This window comes from Caballeronia sp. A2-2 (genome assembly GCF_057612605.2).
Genome location: NZ_CM172587.1, coordinates 3,065,311 through 3,082,011 on the forward strand (window position 1 = coordinate 3,065,311; position 16,701 = coordinate 3,082,011).

Consider the following 16,701-nt stretch of genomic DNA (forward strand, 5'->3'; position numbering starts at 1 on the left):
CGCCATGATTCAAGACGATCCCACAGGCACCATCATCACTCGTCCCCTTCCCGACGATCCCACGCCCCTGCCTCAGCGCGTCGCGGACGGCGACGGCCTCGGGCTGTGTCAGGCCGTGTTGTTCGACCTCGACGGCACCATCGCCGATACCGCGCCGGATCTGGTCGCGGCGGTCAACAAGATGCGGCACGATCGCGGTCTCGAAATGCGGCCGCTCGAAGCGCTGCGGCCGTTCGCCTCGGCCGGTGCGCGTGGGCTGCTTGGCGGCGCGTTCGAGATCGGACCGGAGCATCACGATTTCGCGGCGATGCGCGATGAATTCCTCGCCAATTACGAAGCCGATCTGTGCATCGAGACGACGCTGTTTCCGGGCATCGCCGAGTTGCTCGATCAGCTCGATGCGCGCGGCGTGCGCTGGGGCATCGTCACGAACAAGGTGACGCGGCTTGCGGCGCCGCTCGTCGGTCTGCTCGGGCTGGATACACGCGCGGGCTGTCTTGTGTGCGGCGACACGACGCCGCATTCGAAGCCGCATCCCGCGCCGCTTCTGCATGCGGCGGAGTTGCTGGACACGGTGCCGGAGCGCATCGTCTATGTCGGCGATGATCTGCGCGATGTGCAGGCGGGGTTTGCGGCGGGCATGATCACCGTCGCGGCCGCGTACGGCTATTGCGGCGACGATATTCCGCCGCAGCGCTGGCACGCCAATCACGTCGTGGCGTCGCCCGAAGAACTACAACAATTGTTGCGCGACATCGGCTAAAACGCGTGAGGACGCGGCTTGAAAGTGCCGCTCTTCGCCTTTATATCGGCTTTCGTGGGATAATCGCTTTTCCGCTTGGGGGCGACCTGGTTTCGACAGGGGTTGCAAAGCGGCCAGGGCATGTCGAGGCCCCGTCACCTCGTAAATAAGCGGGAAAAACGTAACTGCAAACGACGAAACGTTCGCACTGGCAGCCTAAGGGCCGCCGTCCTCTGCCTAGCTTACTGACGGGCTAGAGTCGCAAGACCGGTAGCAATACCGACAGAGGTCATATACGTCAGTTAAGCCTTGGTGGTGTCACGACATCCGGGTCGAAAACCTAGTGAATCGCCTTAGCGCAGCGTGTTCGTCCGCGTCGCTCGGGTTAAATCAAAAGACAGAACTACACATGTAGAACTGGTCGTAGAGCGCTTTTGGACGCGGGTTCGATTCCCGCCGCCTCCACCAACTTTTGAAAACCCGCATCAGTCCGCTGATGCGGGTTTTTTATTGCCCGACGAATCTCATGCGCAAAAAAAAGCCCCGCATGGCGCGGGGCAAACATCCTTGAGAGACATAGCCTTGGCAGAGACGTCCTTGGCTACGTCGAACAGAATAGGCTTATCGCGAAGACCTTCACATCGGATAGCTCCGAAACTAGCTGCCTACTGGCAATAAACTCCCCGGCCGCGCATCCTCCGGAAAGCTCCTATGTTCCGCTCGGGTAAATGCACTTATTCTCCACCCACTCGAGTTCGCCTCGGCAACAAGAGTCATTCCAAGTACTTTGGCCTCGTCTAGCACGAGGCCTTTTTTTTGGCCTGCGCCGACACAAAAGGCCTGTCAAGCGATCGATCCAACCGGCATGTTCGCTCGGCCACCGACCGATCCAACGGGGTCACGTCATTCTTCTGCTTTATCCTAACGGGCTGGCGCACGGACTCGCGCCTTCGGGGAGAGCATGCTGAAAGGCGCATCGATGCAGTGGTTCCGGGTTGTCTGTTCGATCCTCGCGTGGGCGATCCCCGCGGTGATCTCCAATCAGGCGCGCGCCGCCACACCTTCTCCTTCGCCGGATTGTCACGCCGGCACGCTCATCACCGTCGTGGCGCATCTGGATGACGACCTGCTCTTCGTGAACCCCGGCATCAGCGACAAACTCGATGCGGGATGGTGCGTGACTACCGTGCATCTGATCGGCGGCGCGAACGGCGCGAAGTTCGATTACGTCGTGCTGCGCGAGACCGGCACGAAGCTCGCCTACGCGCGCATGGCGAACGTGCCGGATCAATGGACCGAATCGACGGTGACGATCGCCGGGAAACCGGTGCATCAACTAGTGCTCACGAAGCAGCCGCGCGTGAAGCTGCTCGAACTGCGTCTGCCGGGCGGCGCCGTGCGTGGCGGAAAAGTGCCGCTGGGCCTGTTGTGGGAACGCGGCCAGACGCTTTCGACCTACCCTCTGCACTCCGATGGCACGGGCGCCACGACCTACGACCGCGCATCGCTGATGGCGACACTGCGCGCGATCCTCGCATCGGCCACGGAAATTTATACGCTCAATCCGGACACGGTCGCCTTCATGGAGCATCCGGATCACATTCTCGCGGCGCGCATCACGCGCGTGGTCGCGCAGAGCCTGAACCGGGATCTGCCGATCGGCTATCACATCACCTATCCGACCGGCGGGCTGCCCAAGAATCTCGATGCCGCGCAAACGCTCAGAAAGCGCGACGTGGTCGGCAGCTATTTCGCCATCGACGGCGACGATGCAGGCCACGTCTTCGGCGAGTACATGTGGGATGGCAACTGGGTCGCGCGCCGGTACTTCAGCATGGCGCACGCGAACGATGCCGGCGCGGAGTTCCAGCTTCGTCCATTTCAGCTCGTCAACGAATATTCGAGCCGATGCATCACCTCCGACGGCGCGACACACGCACCGCTGCTCGCCGCCTGCGCAGGCACGCCCAAACAGAACTGGTACTGGCAACAACTCCCCGCCAATCCGGGCGAAAAGAACGACGCCCTGCTCGTCAACGCGGCGACGCGCGCGTGCATCGCGGAGAAAGAGTCGGGGCTTGTCGAAGAAGCGTGCAATCCGACAAGCGCCGCGCAACGTTGGACGCCGTGGGATTTCGGCTTCGTTTATACGCCGCTTAACCATTGTCTCGGCGAGAAGGACGGCGCGCTCGTCGCGAGCCGTTGCTCGATGCTGACCGCGCAATACCGCTGGTCGCCGTCATCGCAGACCGTGTGGACGGACACGCGTCAGGAAGGCGCGCTGTTCGGCGACGTGAAGGGCACGGGCCGCGACAGCGCCGTCTACGTTCAGCGACGCAAGGACGGCCCGGGCTTCAACGTATGGGTCGCGGAGATGTCGCGCATCGATCAGGCGTCGCCGTGGTATCTGAATGCCGTGCCGTTCGACCCGCAAGCGGCGACCACGCCAACCTGTCAGGCCGACACGATGTGCTTCGACAGCGCGCGCTTCCTGCTCGGCGATTTCGACGGCGACGGCCGCGCCGACCTCATGGTCATCACGCCGCGCAACGGCGGCACTGCGTTCTGGCTCCTGCGCAGCGCGGGCACGCATTTCGAAGCGCCGCGTCTTTGGTATCAGACGACGGCCCAGTGGACGCCGGATATCGCCCAGCAATACGTCGCCGCGGATTTCACAGGTGCGGGCCGCGCCGATGTGCTAATCGCGCAGAAGCGACCGGATGCGGGACTTGACTTCTGGGTGCTGACATCGAGCGACAAAGCGCCTGTACGTTGGCTCGAAGCGCGCGAACTGGACGCAAGCGCCCGCCTCTTGCCCGCGCGCGTTCAAGGCTCGAAGCACACAGGCCTGCTCGCCTTGGAAGACGTCGATGGCGCGCTCGCGCTCTCGCAATTTACGAACGACGGCAACGCGTTCACGGCAAGCTATCGCACCAACACCTACACGCAATTCAAGGCGGCGTACGCGAAGGTAGTGGCGGGCGATATCGATGACGACGGCATCGACGATCTCACCGTGCTCGCCCCGCAAGCCGATGCCACCGGCACGCACGTTTTCACGATGAAAGGCGGCAAGGTGTTCGGCCCGGCGCGCGAAGCCGCCACGCTCGCGGGCGTCTCCTACGCGGACTCGATGCCCGCGATCATCCGCCACAAAGACAACGAAGATCACGCGACGCTGATCCTTTTCCGGCGAGCGAACGCACGGCTGCAGGACTACTACTACACGGGCGGCGCACCGAGTCTGTCGGGCTACGATTTCGACGCTTCGGGCGCGCTCGGGCCGGTGCAAATCTGGGGTGATTTGCCGGGGTTGTTCTCGGAATCGCTGTGGCTAAAAACGCTCGCCTACTGGAGCAAATAAAAACGCGCCGCCCGATAAAGGGCGGCGCGTTTTCTTCACATCGAAATCAACTCAAGCCAACCCGCAGATTCAGCACATCGCGCGCGATCGCCAGATAGCGGTCCGCCGTGCTCTGCAAGGTAAAGCCATTCAGCGGACGCGTGGTGCGCGGCTGCGTGAGCGCCTCGCGAAGTGCGCGGCCGTAGGCATCGATATCGTTCGTATCCAGCAGCTTGACGCTCGGGAAATTGCTCGCAAAGGCAAACGACGGAATCTCGTTCGCCACCACCGGAATGCTCGACGCCAGCGCCTCCAGAAAGCTCACGCTGTGCGCCTCGAAGCTCGACGGCATGGCATACACGGTCGATTCACGCAAAATCTGCGCGACGTTCGTCTGCGGCCCTTCGATCGACACGCGCTCCGTCAACCCGAGTGCGGCGACGCGATCGACTACCGCCTTGTGATACGCCAGATTCTCGATCACGCCACACAAAAGCAGCCGTGCATCCGGTTCGGTGCGCGCGACATGCGCGAACGCTTCGACCGTCTGCAACTGGTTCTTCTCGGGGATATAACGTCCCACCTGCACGATCTGCCTGCACGCAGCAGGCATCGACGCCTGCGGCTCGCTCGCGAAGCGCGACAGGTCCACGCCGTTCGGCACGACGATCATCGAAGGATGCGAGCCGATCTCCTTCACGTAATCGTCGATCTGTTTCTGCGATACACCGATCACCGCTTTCGCGCGGCTCGACAGCAGACGCTCGGCGCGCAGCAGCGCGCGATTGGCGAAGTCGTTCGCGCCCGAGTGCATGACCCAGACGATCGGCACGGCCGTCGGCAACGCGCGCACATAGAGCGCCGGAATGGTCGCGTGCGCGAAGATGATGTCCGGCCTGAACGTGCGAATCGCGCGATGCAAAAACAGCAAACGCCCGAGCTTGCCCAGGTTCTTGGTCGGAAAAATGCAAGCCACGCCGTGCGACGCAAGCTCGGCGCTGATGTGCTTGAAATCGTCGTGCTCCGGCATCAACGAGGCGATGCACACGCTGTGCCCCGCGTGTTGATGGCCAATTGCCACGCCTTTTGCCAGTACCTCTGCGCCCGATAAGCGGGGCGCCAAAATGACTTGAAGAATACGCATCGTGCAGTCCCTCGGCTGTTTCCGAAGTGTGCTTCCAAGGACACATGATGCCTGCAATCTCGTGACCCCGTTGCCGCTTCGCCGCAATGTTCGAGCCGCCTACATGCGGTCGCGGCACACTTCCAGTTTTTCTTCTTTGTATAGATTCATGAAACGCGCGCGCCATGAAACCCGATCAGCGACACGCCCGGTTAAGTTACTCCTGACTTCATACCAAACGCACGCCATCAGGTAGTGTTTTTCGGTCGGTGTTCGTGGCACTAAAAGCGTTGTGCGGCGCGGCGCACGCCGGCATTGCACCATGTGCAACGAGAGGAAAATTCAGACACGATGCGCACGATACGACGCGCGAGTTGACACGAACGCGGCGCAATTAACGCGCCGCGTTGTGGAGGGAAGGTCAGTTGGAGTTGCTTTCGTAGTTCGGGCACTTCAGATTGCACCCGTTGGGGTCGCCGTCATCGGCTTTGCGGCGCAGCGCCGACTTGCCCGTCTGATACTTCCCCGACGGCGCGGACGCGGCGAACTGCATCTGCGGATGCTGGTTCAGACGGAATTCGTCCTGTAGCACGCCGCCGGGCACGCCGGGCGAATTCTGCGCGAAAGCAACAGGAACCAGATAAACCGCACCGGCGATAAGCGCGGCGGACGAACAAGCGAGCAACGTGAATTTCATGGCGATAAGTCGCGCGGGCGACGCGTCGAAAACAAAGGTGGAACCGGACTTTCCCGAGGGCGGCGCAACGGGCGCTGCGCCGTGGGCCAACCGTTAGGTTAAACCATATCGCCCGGTGTGACAGTTTTTGTAGGACTACGCCTCTTTACGGTTCGTTTCGAGGATGCATAGGCATGATCAGCCGCGCAAGCCGTCGTCCACTTCGAGCACCGCGCCGCAATGCGCGGGATCGTAGCCTTCGAGGTGCGCCACGCTGTCATTGAACGCGTCGCTGCGAAGAATGCGCAGCACCGAAGCGAGCCGCGCCTCGTCGAGCCGCGCGCGTTCGCAAGCGAAAAAATAGTCCTCGTCGACGATCGGAATGAAGTCCAGCGCGAAGTGCTGCGCCGCCGGCTGCACGCCGAAACCGAGGTCCGCCATGCCGCTCGCGACGAACGCGGCAATTGCCGAATGCGTGAGTTCGGTCGTTGCGTAGCCGTTGATCTGATCGGGATCGACGCCGACGTTGCGCAACGAAAGATCGAGCAGCATGCGCGTGCCCGAACCCGGCTGACGATTCACGAAGCGCACGTCATCGCGTGCGAGATCGCGCAGGCCCGCGACAGCCTTGGGATTCCCCTTCGGCAAAAAGAGCCCCTGCGTGCGCCGCGTCAGATGAATCAACTGATGCTTGCCCGAATCCAGAAACGGCCGGTAAATCTCGGCGCAGGTCGCGCGAAACGGCCCGATCGGCAAATGAAATCCCGCCAGTTCGCATTCGCCACGCGCCAGCGCGCACACGGCCTCCGCACTCTCGCGATACTTGATATCGACCGGCACGCGCTGTTCGCCGAGCGCGCGCACGAGCGTCGCGACTGCATAGCCGTGCGAAGCATGAATCCGCACCTGCGACACCGCGCCCGACAGCCTGCGATTCAGTTCGCTCGATACATCGCTGGCGACGGACTGCATCGGCGCTTCGAGCCGCTCGTTGCACACACGCTCCGCACGCAGCACCGACTCGCCCAGTTCCGACAGCACCGACCCGCGTCCGCGCGATTTCGTGATGAGCGCGCCGCCCAGCCGCTGCTCGATTTCGCGCAACAAACCCCACGCATGCCGATAGGACAAACCCTTAGCGCTTGCGGCATTCGCGATGCTGCCCGTCTGTGAAACAAGCTGCAAAAGCGGCACGACCGCGCTGAGACTGGTTTCCCGGCCATCGGCGTCTCTCAGGATCAGCTCGGCGCGGCAGTCGACATCGACCATATGTTTTCCCTCCTCCTATTGCCAAGATATATCACGACGCCTATTGTTCTTTTTGAAGCTCGGCGCCTTTCATTATAGTCACCGAATATGCGCTGATAAAACATATGCCGAGCTTGTTGGAGGAGCCCACAATGACACACCCGCAGCTGTCCGCTGCCGCATCCGAAGACCTCGTTCGCCGTCACGCGATTCAAGGCGCGACGCTCATGACGATCCTGCACGCCATTCAGGACGAAGTCGGTTACGTGCCGGCATCGGCGGTGGCACCGCTCTCGCGTGCGTTGTCCTTGTCGCGTGCCGAGGTGCATGGCGTCATCACCTACTATCACCACTTTCGTTCCGCGCCGCCTGCGCGCGTGACGGTGCAACTGTGCCGCGCCGAAGCGTGCCGCAGCATGGGCACCGAGGCGCTGAAGGATCACATCGAAGCGCACACGGGTTGCCAATTCGATGCTGGCCACGCGGAAGACACCGAACTCGAATCGGTCTTCTGCCTCGGCCAGTGCGCGCTTTCTCCGGCAATGACGATCAACGGCGAACTCCACGCGCGCGTCACATCGGTCAAGTTCGACCGCCTGTTCGCCGCCGCGCAATCCAAAGTGACCGAGGTGACGGCATGACGCGCATCTACGTACCCTGCGACTCGGCCGCACTCGCGCTCGGCGCTCAAGCCGTGGCCGATGCCATCGCCGATGAGGCGCAACGTCGTGGCATCGACGTGCAGATCGTGCGCAACGGTTCGCGCGGCCTGTTTTATCTGGAGCCGCTTGTCGAAGTCGAGACGGCGGAAGGCCATCGCATCGGGTATTCGAATGTCGAAGCCGAGGATGTCGCCGCGCTGTTCGACGCGCGCTTTCACGAGGGCGCGGAGCATGAAAAGAACGTCGGCATCGTCGATGAGATTCCGTATCTGAAGAACCAGCAGCGGCTCACGTTCGCGCGCATCGGCAAGACGGACCCGCTTTCCATCGACGATTATGTGGCGCTCGGCGGCTTGCAGGGCTTGCGCAACGTGCTCGACATGAATGGCGATGCCGTGGTTCAGGCGCTCATCGATTCGGGCTTGCGCGGACGCGGCGGCGCGGCGTTTCCGGCGGGCATCAAATGGAAGACGGTGCGCGCGGCGCTGGCGGATCAGAAGTACATCGTCTGCAATGCAGATGAAGGCGATTCCGGCACGTTCTCCGACCGGCTCGTGATGGAAAGCGATCCGTACATGCTGATCGAAGGCATGATCGTCGCGGGCGTGACAGTGGGCGCGACCACGGGGTATATCTACGTGCGTAGCGAGTACCCGCATGCCATCGCCACGTTAAATCGCGCGATCGATAAAGCGCGTGATGCGGGTTGGCTCGGCGCGAGCGTGCTCGGTTCGTCGCATGCGTTCGATCTTTTCGTGGCGAAGGGCGCGGGCGCGTATGTGTGCGGCGAGGAAACCGCGCTCCTCGAATCGCTCGAAGGCAAGCGCGGGATCGTGCGCGCGAAGCCGCCTGTCCCGGCGCTGGTCGGTCTGTACGGCAAGCCGACGGTCATCAACAACGTCATCACGCTGGCCACGGTGCCGATCATCTTCGCGAAGGGCGCGACGTTCTATCGCGATTTCGGCATGGGACGCTCGCGCGGCACGCTGCCGTTTCAGATTGCGGGCAACGTGAAGCAAGGCGGGCTCGTCGAACTCGCGTTCGGCGTGACGCTGCGCGAACTCGTCTACGACTACGGCGGCGGCACGGCAAGCGGCCGTCCGGCGCGCGCGGTGCAGGTCGGCGGTCCGCTCGGCACGTATCTGCCCGAAAGCCAGTGGGACATTCCGCTCGATTACGAGGAATACGCGAAGGTCGGCGCGGTAGTCGGCCACGGCGGTCTCGTGATTCACGACGACACCTCGAATCTCGCCGATCTCGCCCAATACGCGATGCACTTCTGCGCGCTCGAATCGTGCGGCAAGTGCACGCCGTGCCGCATCGGTTCGACGCGCGGCGAGGAAGTCATCGCGAAGATTCGCGGCGGCGATACCTCGGCGAAACAGATCACGCTGCTGCGCGAACTGTGCGACACGATGGTGTCCGGCTCGCTCTGCGCGATGGGCGGCATGACGCCGTTCCCGGTGATGTCCGCGCTCGACCATTTCCCCGAAGATTTCGGCTTGCCCCGCACGCCCGCGCAGAAGGCGGCGTAACAAGGAGACAACCATGTCCAACACCAACAACGGCTGCGGCTCGGGAAACTGCGCGTGCAAGAGCGCGGCTTCCGTGCAGCGCCGCGATCCTTTCGACGATACCGATTACGGCACGCCGCTGCGTCACGCGGATGTCGATGTCACGCTGGAAATCGACGGCGAATCCGTCACGGTTCCGGCGGGCACGTCGGTGATGCGCGCCGCCATCGAAGCGGGCGTCAACGTGCCGAAACTCTGCGCCACGGATTCGCTGGAACCGTGGGGCTCGTGCCGTCTGTGCCTCGTCGAGATCGAAGGCAAGCGCGGTTATCCGGCGTCGTGCACCACGCCTGTCGAAGCGGGCATGAAGGTGCGCACGCAGAGCGACAAGCTGCAATCGCTGCGCCGTAACGTGATGGAGTTGTACATCTCCGATCACCCGCTCGATTGCCTCACCTGCCCCGCCAACGGCGACTGCGAGTTGCAGGACATGGCGGGCGTGGTCGGTTTGCGCGAAGTGCGCTATGGCTATGAAGGCGCGAATCACCTGAAGGACAAGAAGGACGAATCGAATCCGTACTTCACTTACGATCCGTCGAAGTGCATCGTCTGCAATCGCTGCGTGCGGGCGTGCGAGGAAACGCAGGGCACGTTCGCGCTGACGATTGCGGGGCGCGGCTTCGAATCGCGCGTCGCGGCGAGCGAAAACGTGCCGTTCATGGAATCGGAGTGCGTGTCGTGCGGTGCGTGCGTCGCTGCGTGCCCGACCGCGACCTTGCAGGAATCGAGCGTCATCATGCTCGGTCAGGCGGAGCATTCGGCGATCACGACTTGCGCGTATTGCGGCGTCGGCTGTTCGTTGAAGGCGGAGATGAAAGGCAGCACCGTCGTGCGCATGACGCCGAACAAGAATGGTCAGGCCAACGAAGGTCACGCGTGCGTGAAAGGCCGCTTTGCGTGGGGTTATGCCACGCACAAGGACCGCATCAAGAAGCCGATGATCCGCGCGAAGATCACCGACCCGTGGCGCGAAGTGTCGTGGGACGAAGCGATCGGTTATGCCGCAAGCGAGTTCCGGCGCATTCAGGCCAAGTACGGACGCAATTCGATTGGCGGCATCACTTCGTCGCGCTGTACGAACGAGGAAACGTATCTCGTGCAGAAGCTGGTTCGCGCGGCGTTTGGCAACAACAACGTCGATACCTGCGCGCGCGTGTGCCATTCGCCGACCGGTTATGGCCTCAAGACGACGCTCGGCGAATCGGCGGGCACGCAGACCTTCGCCTCGGTCGAGCAGGCCGATGTGATCGTCGTGATGGGCGCGAATCCGACGGACGGGCATCCGGTGTTCGGCTCGCGTTTGAAGCGCCGCATTCGCGAAGGCGCGAAGCTGATCGTGATCGATCCGCGCCGCATCGATATCGTCGATACGCCGCATGTGAAGGCGCAGCATCATCTGCAATTGCGTCCCGGCACGAACGTCGCGATGGTCAATTCGCTCGCGCATGTGATCGTGACCGAAGGCTTGATGAAGGAAGATTTCATCGCCGAGCGATGCGACACGCGCGCGTTCGGGCACTGGCGCGATTTCGTGGCATCCGAAGAAAACTCGCCGGAAGCGATGGAAGCGGTCACCGGCGTGCCTGCGCACAAGGTCCGCGAAGCCGCGCGCGTCTACGCGACGGGCGGCAACGGCGCGATCTATTACGGCCTCGGCGTCACCGAGCACGCGCAGGGTTCCACGACGGTCATGGGCATCGCGAACCTCGCGATGGCGACGGGCAACATCGGGCGCGAAGGCGTCGGCGTGAATCCGCTGCGCGGGCAGAACAACGTGCAGGGCTCGTGCGACATGGGCTCGTTCCCGCACGAACTGCCGGGCTATCGCCATATCAGCGACGGCGCCACGCGCGCGCTCTTTGAAGAAGCATGGAACGTAACGTTGCAGGACGAGCCGGGCTTGCGCATCCCCAATATGTTCGATGCCGCCATGCACGGCACGTTCATGGGCCTGTACTGCCAGGGCGAGGATATCGTTCAGTCGGACCCGAACACGCAGCACGTGGCGGATGCCTTGTCGTCGATGGAATGCATCGTCGTGCAGGACATTTTCCTGAACGAGACCGCGAAGTATGCGCATGTGCTGCTACCGGGTTCCACGTTCCTGGAAAAGGACGGCACCTTCACCAATGCAGAACGCCGCATCTCACGCGTGCGCAAGGTCATGCCGCCGCTCGCGGGCTTGTCCGACTGGGAAGTGACGATCAAGCTCGCCGCCGCGCTTGGCTATGAGATGAACTACCGTCATCCGTCCGAGATTATGGATGAGATCGCGCGTCTCACGCCGACTTTCCATGGTGTGTCCTTTGCGCGGATCGACGAACTCGGCAGCATTCAGTGGCCGTGCAACGAACGCGCGCCGGATGGCACGCCGACCATGCATATCGACGAATTCGTGCGTGGCAAGGGGCGTTTCGTCATCACCAAGTTCGTGGCGACGCCGGAGAAGGTCACGCGCAAGTATCCGTTGCTGCTGACGACGGGGCGCATTCTGTCGCAGTACAACGTCGGTGCGCAGACGCGTCGCACTGAGAACTCGCGTTGGCACGACGAGGACCGGCTGGAGATTCATCCGGTCGATGCGGAGGATCGCGGCATCAAACACGACGACTGGGTGGGCATCGAATCGCGTGCGGGGCAGACGGTGCTGCGCGCAAAGATTTCCGAGCGCATGCAGCCGGGCGTCGTTTATACGACCTTCCACTTTCCGGAGTCGGGCGCGAACGTCATCACGACGGATTCTTCCGACTGGGCGACCAATTGCCCGGAATACAAGGTCACCGCTGTGCAGGTCATGCCGGTGGAGCAGCCGTCGCAATGGCAGAAGGAGTACTCGCGCTTCAACACGCAACAGCTCGAATTGCTCAACCTCGCTACTTCGACATCAGGAAAATAAGCAATGGATGTCGATAATTTGATCGAGATGGCGAACCGCATCAGCGAGTTTTTCGATTCGATGCCGGATCGGGAGGAATCGCTGGATGGGGTCGCGGATCATATCCGGCGGTTTTGGGAGCCGCGCATGCGGTTGGCGATCCTGAATGCGTTGGATGATCCTGATGCTAGGGCTAGCATGGAGCCTTTCCTGCGCGAGGCGTTGACTAAGCATCGGGGGGATTTGATGCCTAAGGCTATTGTGACTTGAAGGGGCTGCTGTCTGCATGTCGTGCAAGGGGCTGCTTTTGTTTGGGCTTTTATTGCAGTAGCCGCCTCCCCGGCGGGGGGGGTAACTTTCTTTGCTGCTGCAAAGAAAGCAACCAAAGAAAGCAGCTTCGTGCAAGGGGCTTCTCTTGTTTGTGCTGTTTATTCAGTAGCCGCCTCCCCGGCGGGGGGGTAACTTTCTTTGCTGCTGCAAAGAAAGTCACCAAAGAAAGCAGCTTTTTACACCATGCACGATGGCTGGAAAGGGTTGGTCTGGATTAACGGATACAGTGGCCGCAATAGGGCTTTCCACGCTTAACAAGCGCTTAGGCAACCTCGCGATTGCGCGCTCTCAGAATCAACGCTTAGTGGACCGCATTCATGCTTTCGGCCATGCGCTTCGCGCGCCGAGAACTTGAGAACGGAACCCCGCAGCCTATAAGCGCCCAGCCACCTCACACTTCCCCGCAAGATTGCTATTCGGCCCTACCTTGATTAGTGCTCCGACTAAAGGTGACTGCCGTTGGTGTGCGCGCTTTGCCCAGAAGCGCTAACCAAGGTAGGGCCCAATGGGAGAGGTGCGATGTGGCGTGATGTGGCTGGGCGCTGATACGCTGCGGGATTCCGTTCTAAAGCTCTCGGCGCGCGCAGCGCATGGCCGAATGAATGACTGCGGTCCACTGAGACCAAAGGATTCGAGCGCGCAATCGCAAGGTTACCTAAGCGGCTTTTTACGCGTGGAAAGTCCTATTGCGGCCACCGTATTGGTTAATCCAGACCAACACTTTCCAGCCATCGTGCATGGGGGTAAAAGCTGCTTTCTTTGGTGACTTTCTTTGCAGCAGCAAAGAAAGTTACCCCCCCGCCGGGGAGGCGGCTACTGAATAAACCGCACAAACAAGAGAAGCCCTTTGCACGAAAGAACAACAAACACACTTCGAGTGCTACCGTCCACGATTAATCTTCCCGATATTCCTGCGCCGCCTGCGTCTCCGACCCCTGCACCTCCTGCGCCCCAAACCACAATTCGCAATGCCGCAGCAACGCATGCACATCGGAAGGCGCACGCCCTCTCGCCGCGATATACCCATCCGGCCGCACAAGATAAAACGCAGGACGCGTGCGTCCGTAATTATCGGTGAGCGAATGCGCACCTTCGCCAGTCGTATCGGTAATACGCCAAACCCGCACCGCGTCCGGCAGAATGGCTTCAACAGACTTCACCAGCCCATCCAGATCAGGATCGCGCATGGCGTGCGCAACGGTAATCGTCGCCGGCGCGAGCGCAATATCATCCTCCCCCGTAGGATTAACGAGCAGGAACAGCGAAAAGCACGCCGGATCGTGCAGATCGAAAAGACAACCGACACCCGGCCAGCGCCCGAGCGGCCCATCGACCACATGCACACGCGCATCCGGCGCACGCTCGCCCGCGCGCGGACCACCATCGAGCAGACGCTCAAGCGTGAGCGGGCTCTTGCGATAGTTGATCGACAGCTCGCTCACCGTGCGGCGCATGGCATCGCGCAAAGGGCCGATGGCGGCAAGCGCAGGCATGACGTGATCGCGCATGATCTTCATCGGGCCGTGTTCCGCGCCCGCCATTTGCGTGAGCATGCTCGACTGACGCAGCACATCGCGTTCGATCGGATGCCGCTCCGCGTGATAACTATCGAGCAAGCGGTCAGGCCCGCCGCCGCCCAGCGTGCGCGCGATTTTCCAGCCGAGATTGAGCGCTTCCTGAATGCCCGTGTTCATGCCCTGCGCGCCCGCCGGACTGTGCACATGCGCGGCATCGCCCGCGAGAAACACGCGTTGCGTGCGCAGGCGCTGCACCATGCGGCTGTTGAGATGGAAATACGATGACCACTTCAGATCCGACAGCGTCACACGATGATGCACCCGCCGCGCCACCAGCGCCCGGCAAGCATCGAGACTCGGACCATTGCGCGGCTGCGCGCCATTTTCGAGCGCGCTGACGGCCGTGGGCGCGAGGTCGGCGATCAGGCGTGCGCGGCCATCGCCCATCGGAAAGAGCGCGGCCAGTCCTTCGCCTGACGCGAAGATATGGAACTCATCGTCCGGCCAGTCCGACTCCGCCTGAAGATCGGCGAGCAGGAAAGTTTGCTCGAACGTCTTGCCATCGAAACCGATTTCCAGCCGATGCCGCACGAAACTATGCGCGCCGTCCGCACCGATCACATACGAAGGCCGCAGCAATTCCTCGCGTCCGTTCGGATGACGGAGCATCGCCTGAAGGCCCGCCGAACCCTGCGTGAGATCGATGACTTCGACGCCGCGTTCGATGTGAACATCGAAATCAGCAAGATGCTCGGTGAGGATTCGTTCGGTCTGCGACTGATCGAGAAACAGCAGATAGGGATAGCGCGTTTGCAGCGGATCGAAGTCGAGCCGGGCAAGACGCTGACCGTTGGAGTACAGATTCGCCACGCGCGCGCGATGCCCAAGTTCGAGAAACGGCTCGACGATACGATGCTGCTCGAACAGTTCGAGCGTGCGCGCCTGAATGCCGATGGCGCGCGAATACGGCGACGGCGCGCGCGCCCGGTCGACGAGCCGCACGGGGATGTTCGCCCGCGACAGGCTCATGGCGGCGGCAAGCCCGGTCGGCCCCGCACCGACGATCAGCACGGGCGCGACATCGAGCCGCTCGGGCGGAAGGTTCGGGTTCAGCTTAGGGCCCGGCATGCGGTCCTCCGTGAATCGACACGGGTTCTAGTGTACGCCGGTGACGCGTGATCGTTTCTCAGTGCGCGTGTCCCCCCTCCGCCAGTACGCACGACTGGCAGACCATGCCGAACTCCACTTGCACGGTCGAGTGATGCATCGCGTAATCGGCGCGCAATGTGGTGACCACGTTCTGCACGAAGGCATCGCCCGGATGGCCGGCCGGCATCACCAGATGCACGGTCAGCGCGTTTTCTGTCGTCGAGAGCGCCCAGACGTGGAGATCGTGGACATCGGCGACGCCGGGCAGGCGCGTGAGGTACGCACGAATGCGCGTGGTGTCGATGCCCGGCGGCACCGCGCCCATCGCGAGGCGCATGGCATCGCGCCCGAGTCCCCACGTGCCGTACACGATGACCGCGACCACGACGATACTCATCAGCGGATCGATCCAGCTCGCGCCCGTGAACAAAATGATGAGCCCGCTTACCGCGACGGCGGCGGAGATCGCGGCATCGGCGGCCATGTGCATGAACGCGCCGCGCACGTTGAGGTCTTCCTTGCTGCCGCGCATGAAGAGCCACGCGGAGAAGCCGTTCACGATCATGCCGACGAGCGCGACGATGAACACATCCAGCCCCGCGACCGGCGCGGGATTGAGCAAACGCTGGATGGCTTCGAGCACGATCGCGCCGCACGCGAACAGCAGCAGCGCCGCGTTCGCAAGCGATGCGAGGATCGACGAACTGCCGAGCCCGAAGGTATAGCGCGCGTTCGGACGTCGCCCGCCGAGCCACACCGCGCCCCACGCGAGCAGCAGGCCGAGCACGTCTGAGAGATTGTGACCGGCGTCGGCGAGCAGCGCGGTGGAATGCGCGAGGATGCCGTACACGGCTTGCACCACCACGATCACCACGTTCAACCCGACCGCCAGCGCGAACGTGCGGCCCTGCCCTTCCTGCGGCGCGTGATGATGGTGATGACCGCCCGCGCCGTGGTCGTGGCCTTCGTGGCCGTCGTGGTCATGGTCTTTGTGGTCGTGGTCGTGATGCGAATGCGTGTTCATCGTTATGAGTCTTCGTTCAGTCGATGTCGGTCGGTTCGGCGACGTGTTCGAGCAATTCACCGAGCATCCCGCTGATATGGCGATCCGCCGCCGCGTAGAACACTTGCTTGCCTTGCCGCTCCGCCCGCACGATGCGCGCCGCCCGCAGCAGCCGCAGATGATGGCTCACGAGCGACGCAGAAAGCCCGAGCGTCTCCGCGATGGCCCCAACCGCGCGTTTCTGCTCGACGCACGCCAGCACGATGCGCAAGCGCGTAGGGTCGCCGAGCAAGCGAAAAAGGTCGGCAAGCGGCACGACGCGTTCATCGGACGCCAGCGCAACAGCAGAAGTTGAGTCGATGGATACCACGGCAACCTGACAAACATGTGAATAGGTGTTCATATGTTAAGTACCATCAGGGCAACATGTCAACCGATGCCGGGAAGTCTGCCGGTGCG

General features: G+C 62.2%; 12 protein-coding genes and 1 other RNA gene. 7 read left to right on the forward strand and 6 right to left on the reverse strand.

Going from position 1 to position 16,701, the window contains the following annotated elements:
- The first annotated feature begins 4 nt into the window (after nucleotides 1-4).
- The 3 genes from gph to ACZCWR_RS14570 all read left to right on the forward strand — a co-directional run bounded on the left by gph (nucleotide 5) and on the right by ACZCWR_RS14570 (nucleotide 4,106).
- Nucleotides 5-763, forward strand: coding sequence for a phosphoglycolate phosphatase (gene gph / locus ACZCWR_RS14560; RefSeq protein ID WP_487301434.1), 759 nt, complete (start codon nucleotides 5-7; stop codon nucleotides 761-763).
- A 77-nt stretch (nucleotides 764-840) separates the two neighbouring features.
- Nucleotides 841-1,210: a transfer-messenger RNA gene (ssrA, locus tag ACZCWR_RS14565) on the forward strand.
- A 493-nt stretch (nucleotides 1,211-1,703) separates the two neighbouring features.
- On the forward strand, nucleotides 1,704-4,106 hold the full coding sequence (locus tag ACZCWR_RS14570; protein WP_487301435.1) for an FG-GAP-like repeat-containing protein: 2,403 nt from the start codon (nucleotides 1,704-1,706) through the stop codon (nucleotides 4,104-4,106).
- Between the two features lie 46 nt (nucleotides 4,107-4,152).
- Here the strand turns inward: ACZCWR_RS14570 and ACZCWR_RS14575 are convergent, their stop codons facing one another.
- The 3 genes from ACZCWR_RS14575 to ACZCWR_RS14585 form a co-directional block, all read right to left on the reverse strand.
- Entirely contained in the window at nucleotides 4,153-5,229 is a 1,077-nt protein-coding gene (locus ACZCWR_RS14575) for a glycosyltransferase family 4 protein (RefSeq protein ID WP_487301436.1), read from the reverse strand.
- A 400-nt stretch (nucleotides 5,230-5,629) separates the two neighbouring features.
- Complete coding sequence (locus ACZCWR_RS14580) at nucleotides 5,630-5,905, reverse strand: hypothetical protein (RefSeq protein WP_487301437.1); 276 nt, start codon at nucleotides 5,903-5,905, stop codon at nucleotides 5,630-5,632.
- A 177-nt stretch (nucleotides 5,906-6,082) separates the two neighbouring features.
- Nucleotides 6,083-7,153: a substrate-binding domain-containing protein gene (locus ACZCWR_RS14585; RefSeq protein WP_487301438.1), complete on the reverse strand. Its 1,071-nt coding sequence runs from the start codon at nucleotides 7,151-7,153 to the stop codon at nucleotides 6,083-6,085.
- Between the two features lie 131 nt (nucleotides 7,154-7,284).
- On the opposite strand from ACZCWR_RS14585, the gene ACZCWR_RS14590 reads away from it, so the two are divergent.
- From ACZCWR_RS14590 to ACZCWR_RS14605, 4 genes are read left to right on the forward strand one after another with little or no spacing between them, the layout of a single operon-like run.
- On the forward strand, nucleotides 7,285-7,773 hold the full coding sequence (locus ACZCWR_RS14590; RefSeq protein WP_487301439.1) for an NAD(P)H-dependent oxidoreductase subunit E: 489 nt from the start codon (nucleotides 7,285-7,287) through the stop codon (nucleotides 7,771-7,773).
- Nucleotides 7,770-9,329: a formate dehydrogenase beta subunit gene (locus ACZCWR_RS14595; protein ID WP_487301440.1), complete on the forward strand. Its 1,560-nt coding sequence runs from the start codon at nucleotides 7,770-7,772 to the stop codon at nucleotides 9,327-9,329. Before ACZCWR_RS14590 ends, ACZCWR_RS14595 begins: the two co-directional genes overlap by 4 nt.
- 13 nt (nucleotides 9,330-9,342) lie before the next feature.
- The gene (gene fdhF, locus ACZCWR_RS14600; protein WP_487301441.1) at nucleotides 9,343-12,264 is read left to right on the forward strand and encodes a formate dehydrogenase subunit alpha; all 2,922 of its coding nucleotides are present in this window, start codon (nucleotides 9,343-9,345) and stop codon (nucleotides 12,262-12,264) included.
- 3 nt (nucleotides 12,265-12,267) lie between these two features.
- A complete protein-coding gene (locus ACZCWR_RS14605) occupies nucleotides 12,268-12,513 on the forward strand; it encodes a formate dehydrogenase subunit delta (protein ID WP_487301442.1) in 246 nt (81 codons plus the stop codon).
- 953 nt (nucleotides 12,514-13,466) lie between these two features.
- Here ACZCWR_RS14605 and ACZCWR_RS14610 read toward each other — a convergent pair.
- Genes ACZCWR_RS14610 through ACZCWR_RS14620 form a run of 3 tightly spaced genes read right to left on the reverse strand, consistent with a single transcriptional unit; the run spans nucleotide 13,467 to nucleotide 16,645 of the window.
- Nucleotides 13,467-15,218, reverse strand: a complete 1,752-nt coding sequence (locus ACZCWR_RS14610; protein WP_487301443.1) for an FAD-dependent monooxygenase — start codon at nucleotides 15,216-15,218, stop codon at nucleotides 13,467-13,469.
- A gap of 58 nt (nucleotides 15,219-15,276) precedes the next feature.
- Nucleotides 15,277-16,263, reverse strand: coding sequence for a cation diffusion facilitator family transporter (locus tag ACZCWR_RS14615; RefSeq protein ID WP_487301444.1), 987 nt, complete (start codon nucleotides 16,261-16,263; stop codon nucleotides 15,277-15,279).
- Nucleotides 16,264-16,279: 16 nt separating this feature from the next.
- Entirely contained in the window at nucleotides 16,280-16,645 is a 366-nt protein-coding gene (locus ACZCWR_RS14620; RefSeq protein WP_487301445.1) for an ArsR/SmtB family transcription factor, read from the reverse strand.
- Between the last annotated feature and the right edge of the window lie 56 nt (nucleotides 16,646-16,701).

What these genes read in the sequence shown, in the direction of transcription:
- ACZCWR_RS14585 (WP_487301438.1), bottom strand. Translation starts at nt 7,153, where the DNA reads ATGGTCGATGTCGACTGCCGCGCCGAGCTGATCCTGAGAGACGCCGAT.
- ACZCWR_RS14610 (WP_487301443.1), bottom strand. Translation starts at nt 15,218, where the DNA reads ATGCCGGGCCCTAAGCTGAACCCGAACCTTCCGCCCGAGCGGCTCGAT.
- ACZCWR_RS14575 (WP_487301436.1), bottom strand. Translation starts at nt 5,229, where the DNA reads ATGCGTATTCTTCAAGTCATTTTGGCGCCCCGCTTATCGGGCGCAGAG.
- ACZCWR_RS14570 (WP_487301435.1), top strand. Translation starts at nt 1,704, where the DNA reads ATGCTGAAAGGCGCATCGATGCAGTGGTTCCGGGTTGTCTGTTCGATC.
- ACZCWR_RS14615 (WP_487301444.1), bottom strand. Translation starts at nt 16,263, where the DNA reads ATGAACACGCATTCGCATCACGACCACGACCACAAAGACCATGACCAC.
- ACZCWR_RS14580 (WP_487301437.1), bottom strand. Translation starts at nt 5,905, where the DNA reads ATGAAATTCACGTTGCTCGCTTGTTCGTCCGCCGCGCTTATCGCCGGT.
- fdhF (WP_487301441.1), top strand. Translation starts at nt 9,343, where the DNA reads ATGTCCAACACCAACAACGGCTGCGGCTCGGGAAACTGCGCGTGCAAG.
- gph (WP_487301434.1), top strand. Translation starts at nt 5, where the DNA reads ATGATTCAAGACGATCCCACAGGCACCATCATCACTCGTCCCCTTCCC.
- ACZCWR_RS14620 (WP_487301445.1), bottom strand. Translation starts at nt 16,645, where the DNA reads ATGAACACCTATTCACATGTTTGTCAGGTTGCCGTGGTATCCATCGAC.
- ACZCWR_RS14595 (WP_487301440.1), top strand. Translation starts at nt 7,770, where the DNA reads ATGACGCGCATCTACGTACCCTGCGACTCGGCCGCACTCGCGCTCGGC.
- ACZCWR_RS14605 (WP_487301442.1), top strand. Translation starts at nt 12,268, where the DNA reads ATGGATGTCGATAATTTGATCGAGATGGCGAACCGCATCAGCGAGTTT.
- ACZCWR_RS14590 (WP_487301439.1), top strand. Translation starts at nt 7,285, where the DNA reads ATGACACACCCGCAGCTGTCCGCTGCCGCATCCGAAGACCTCGTTCGC.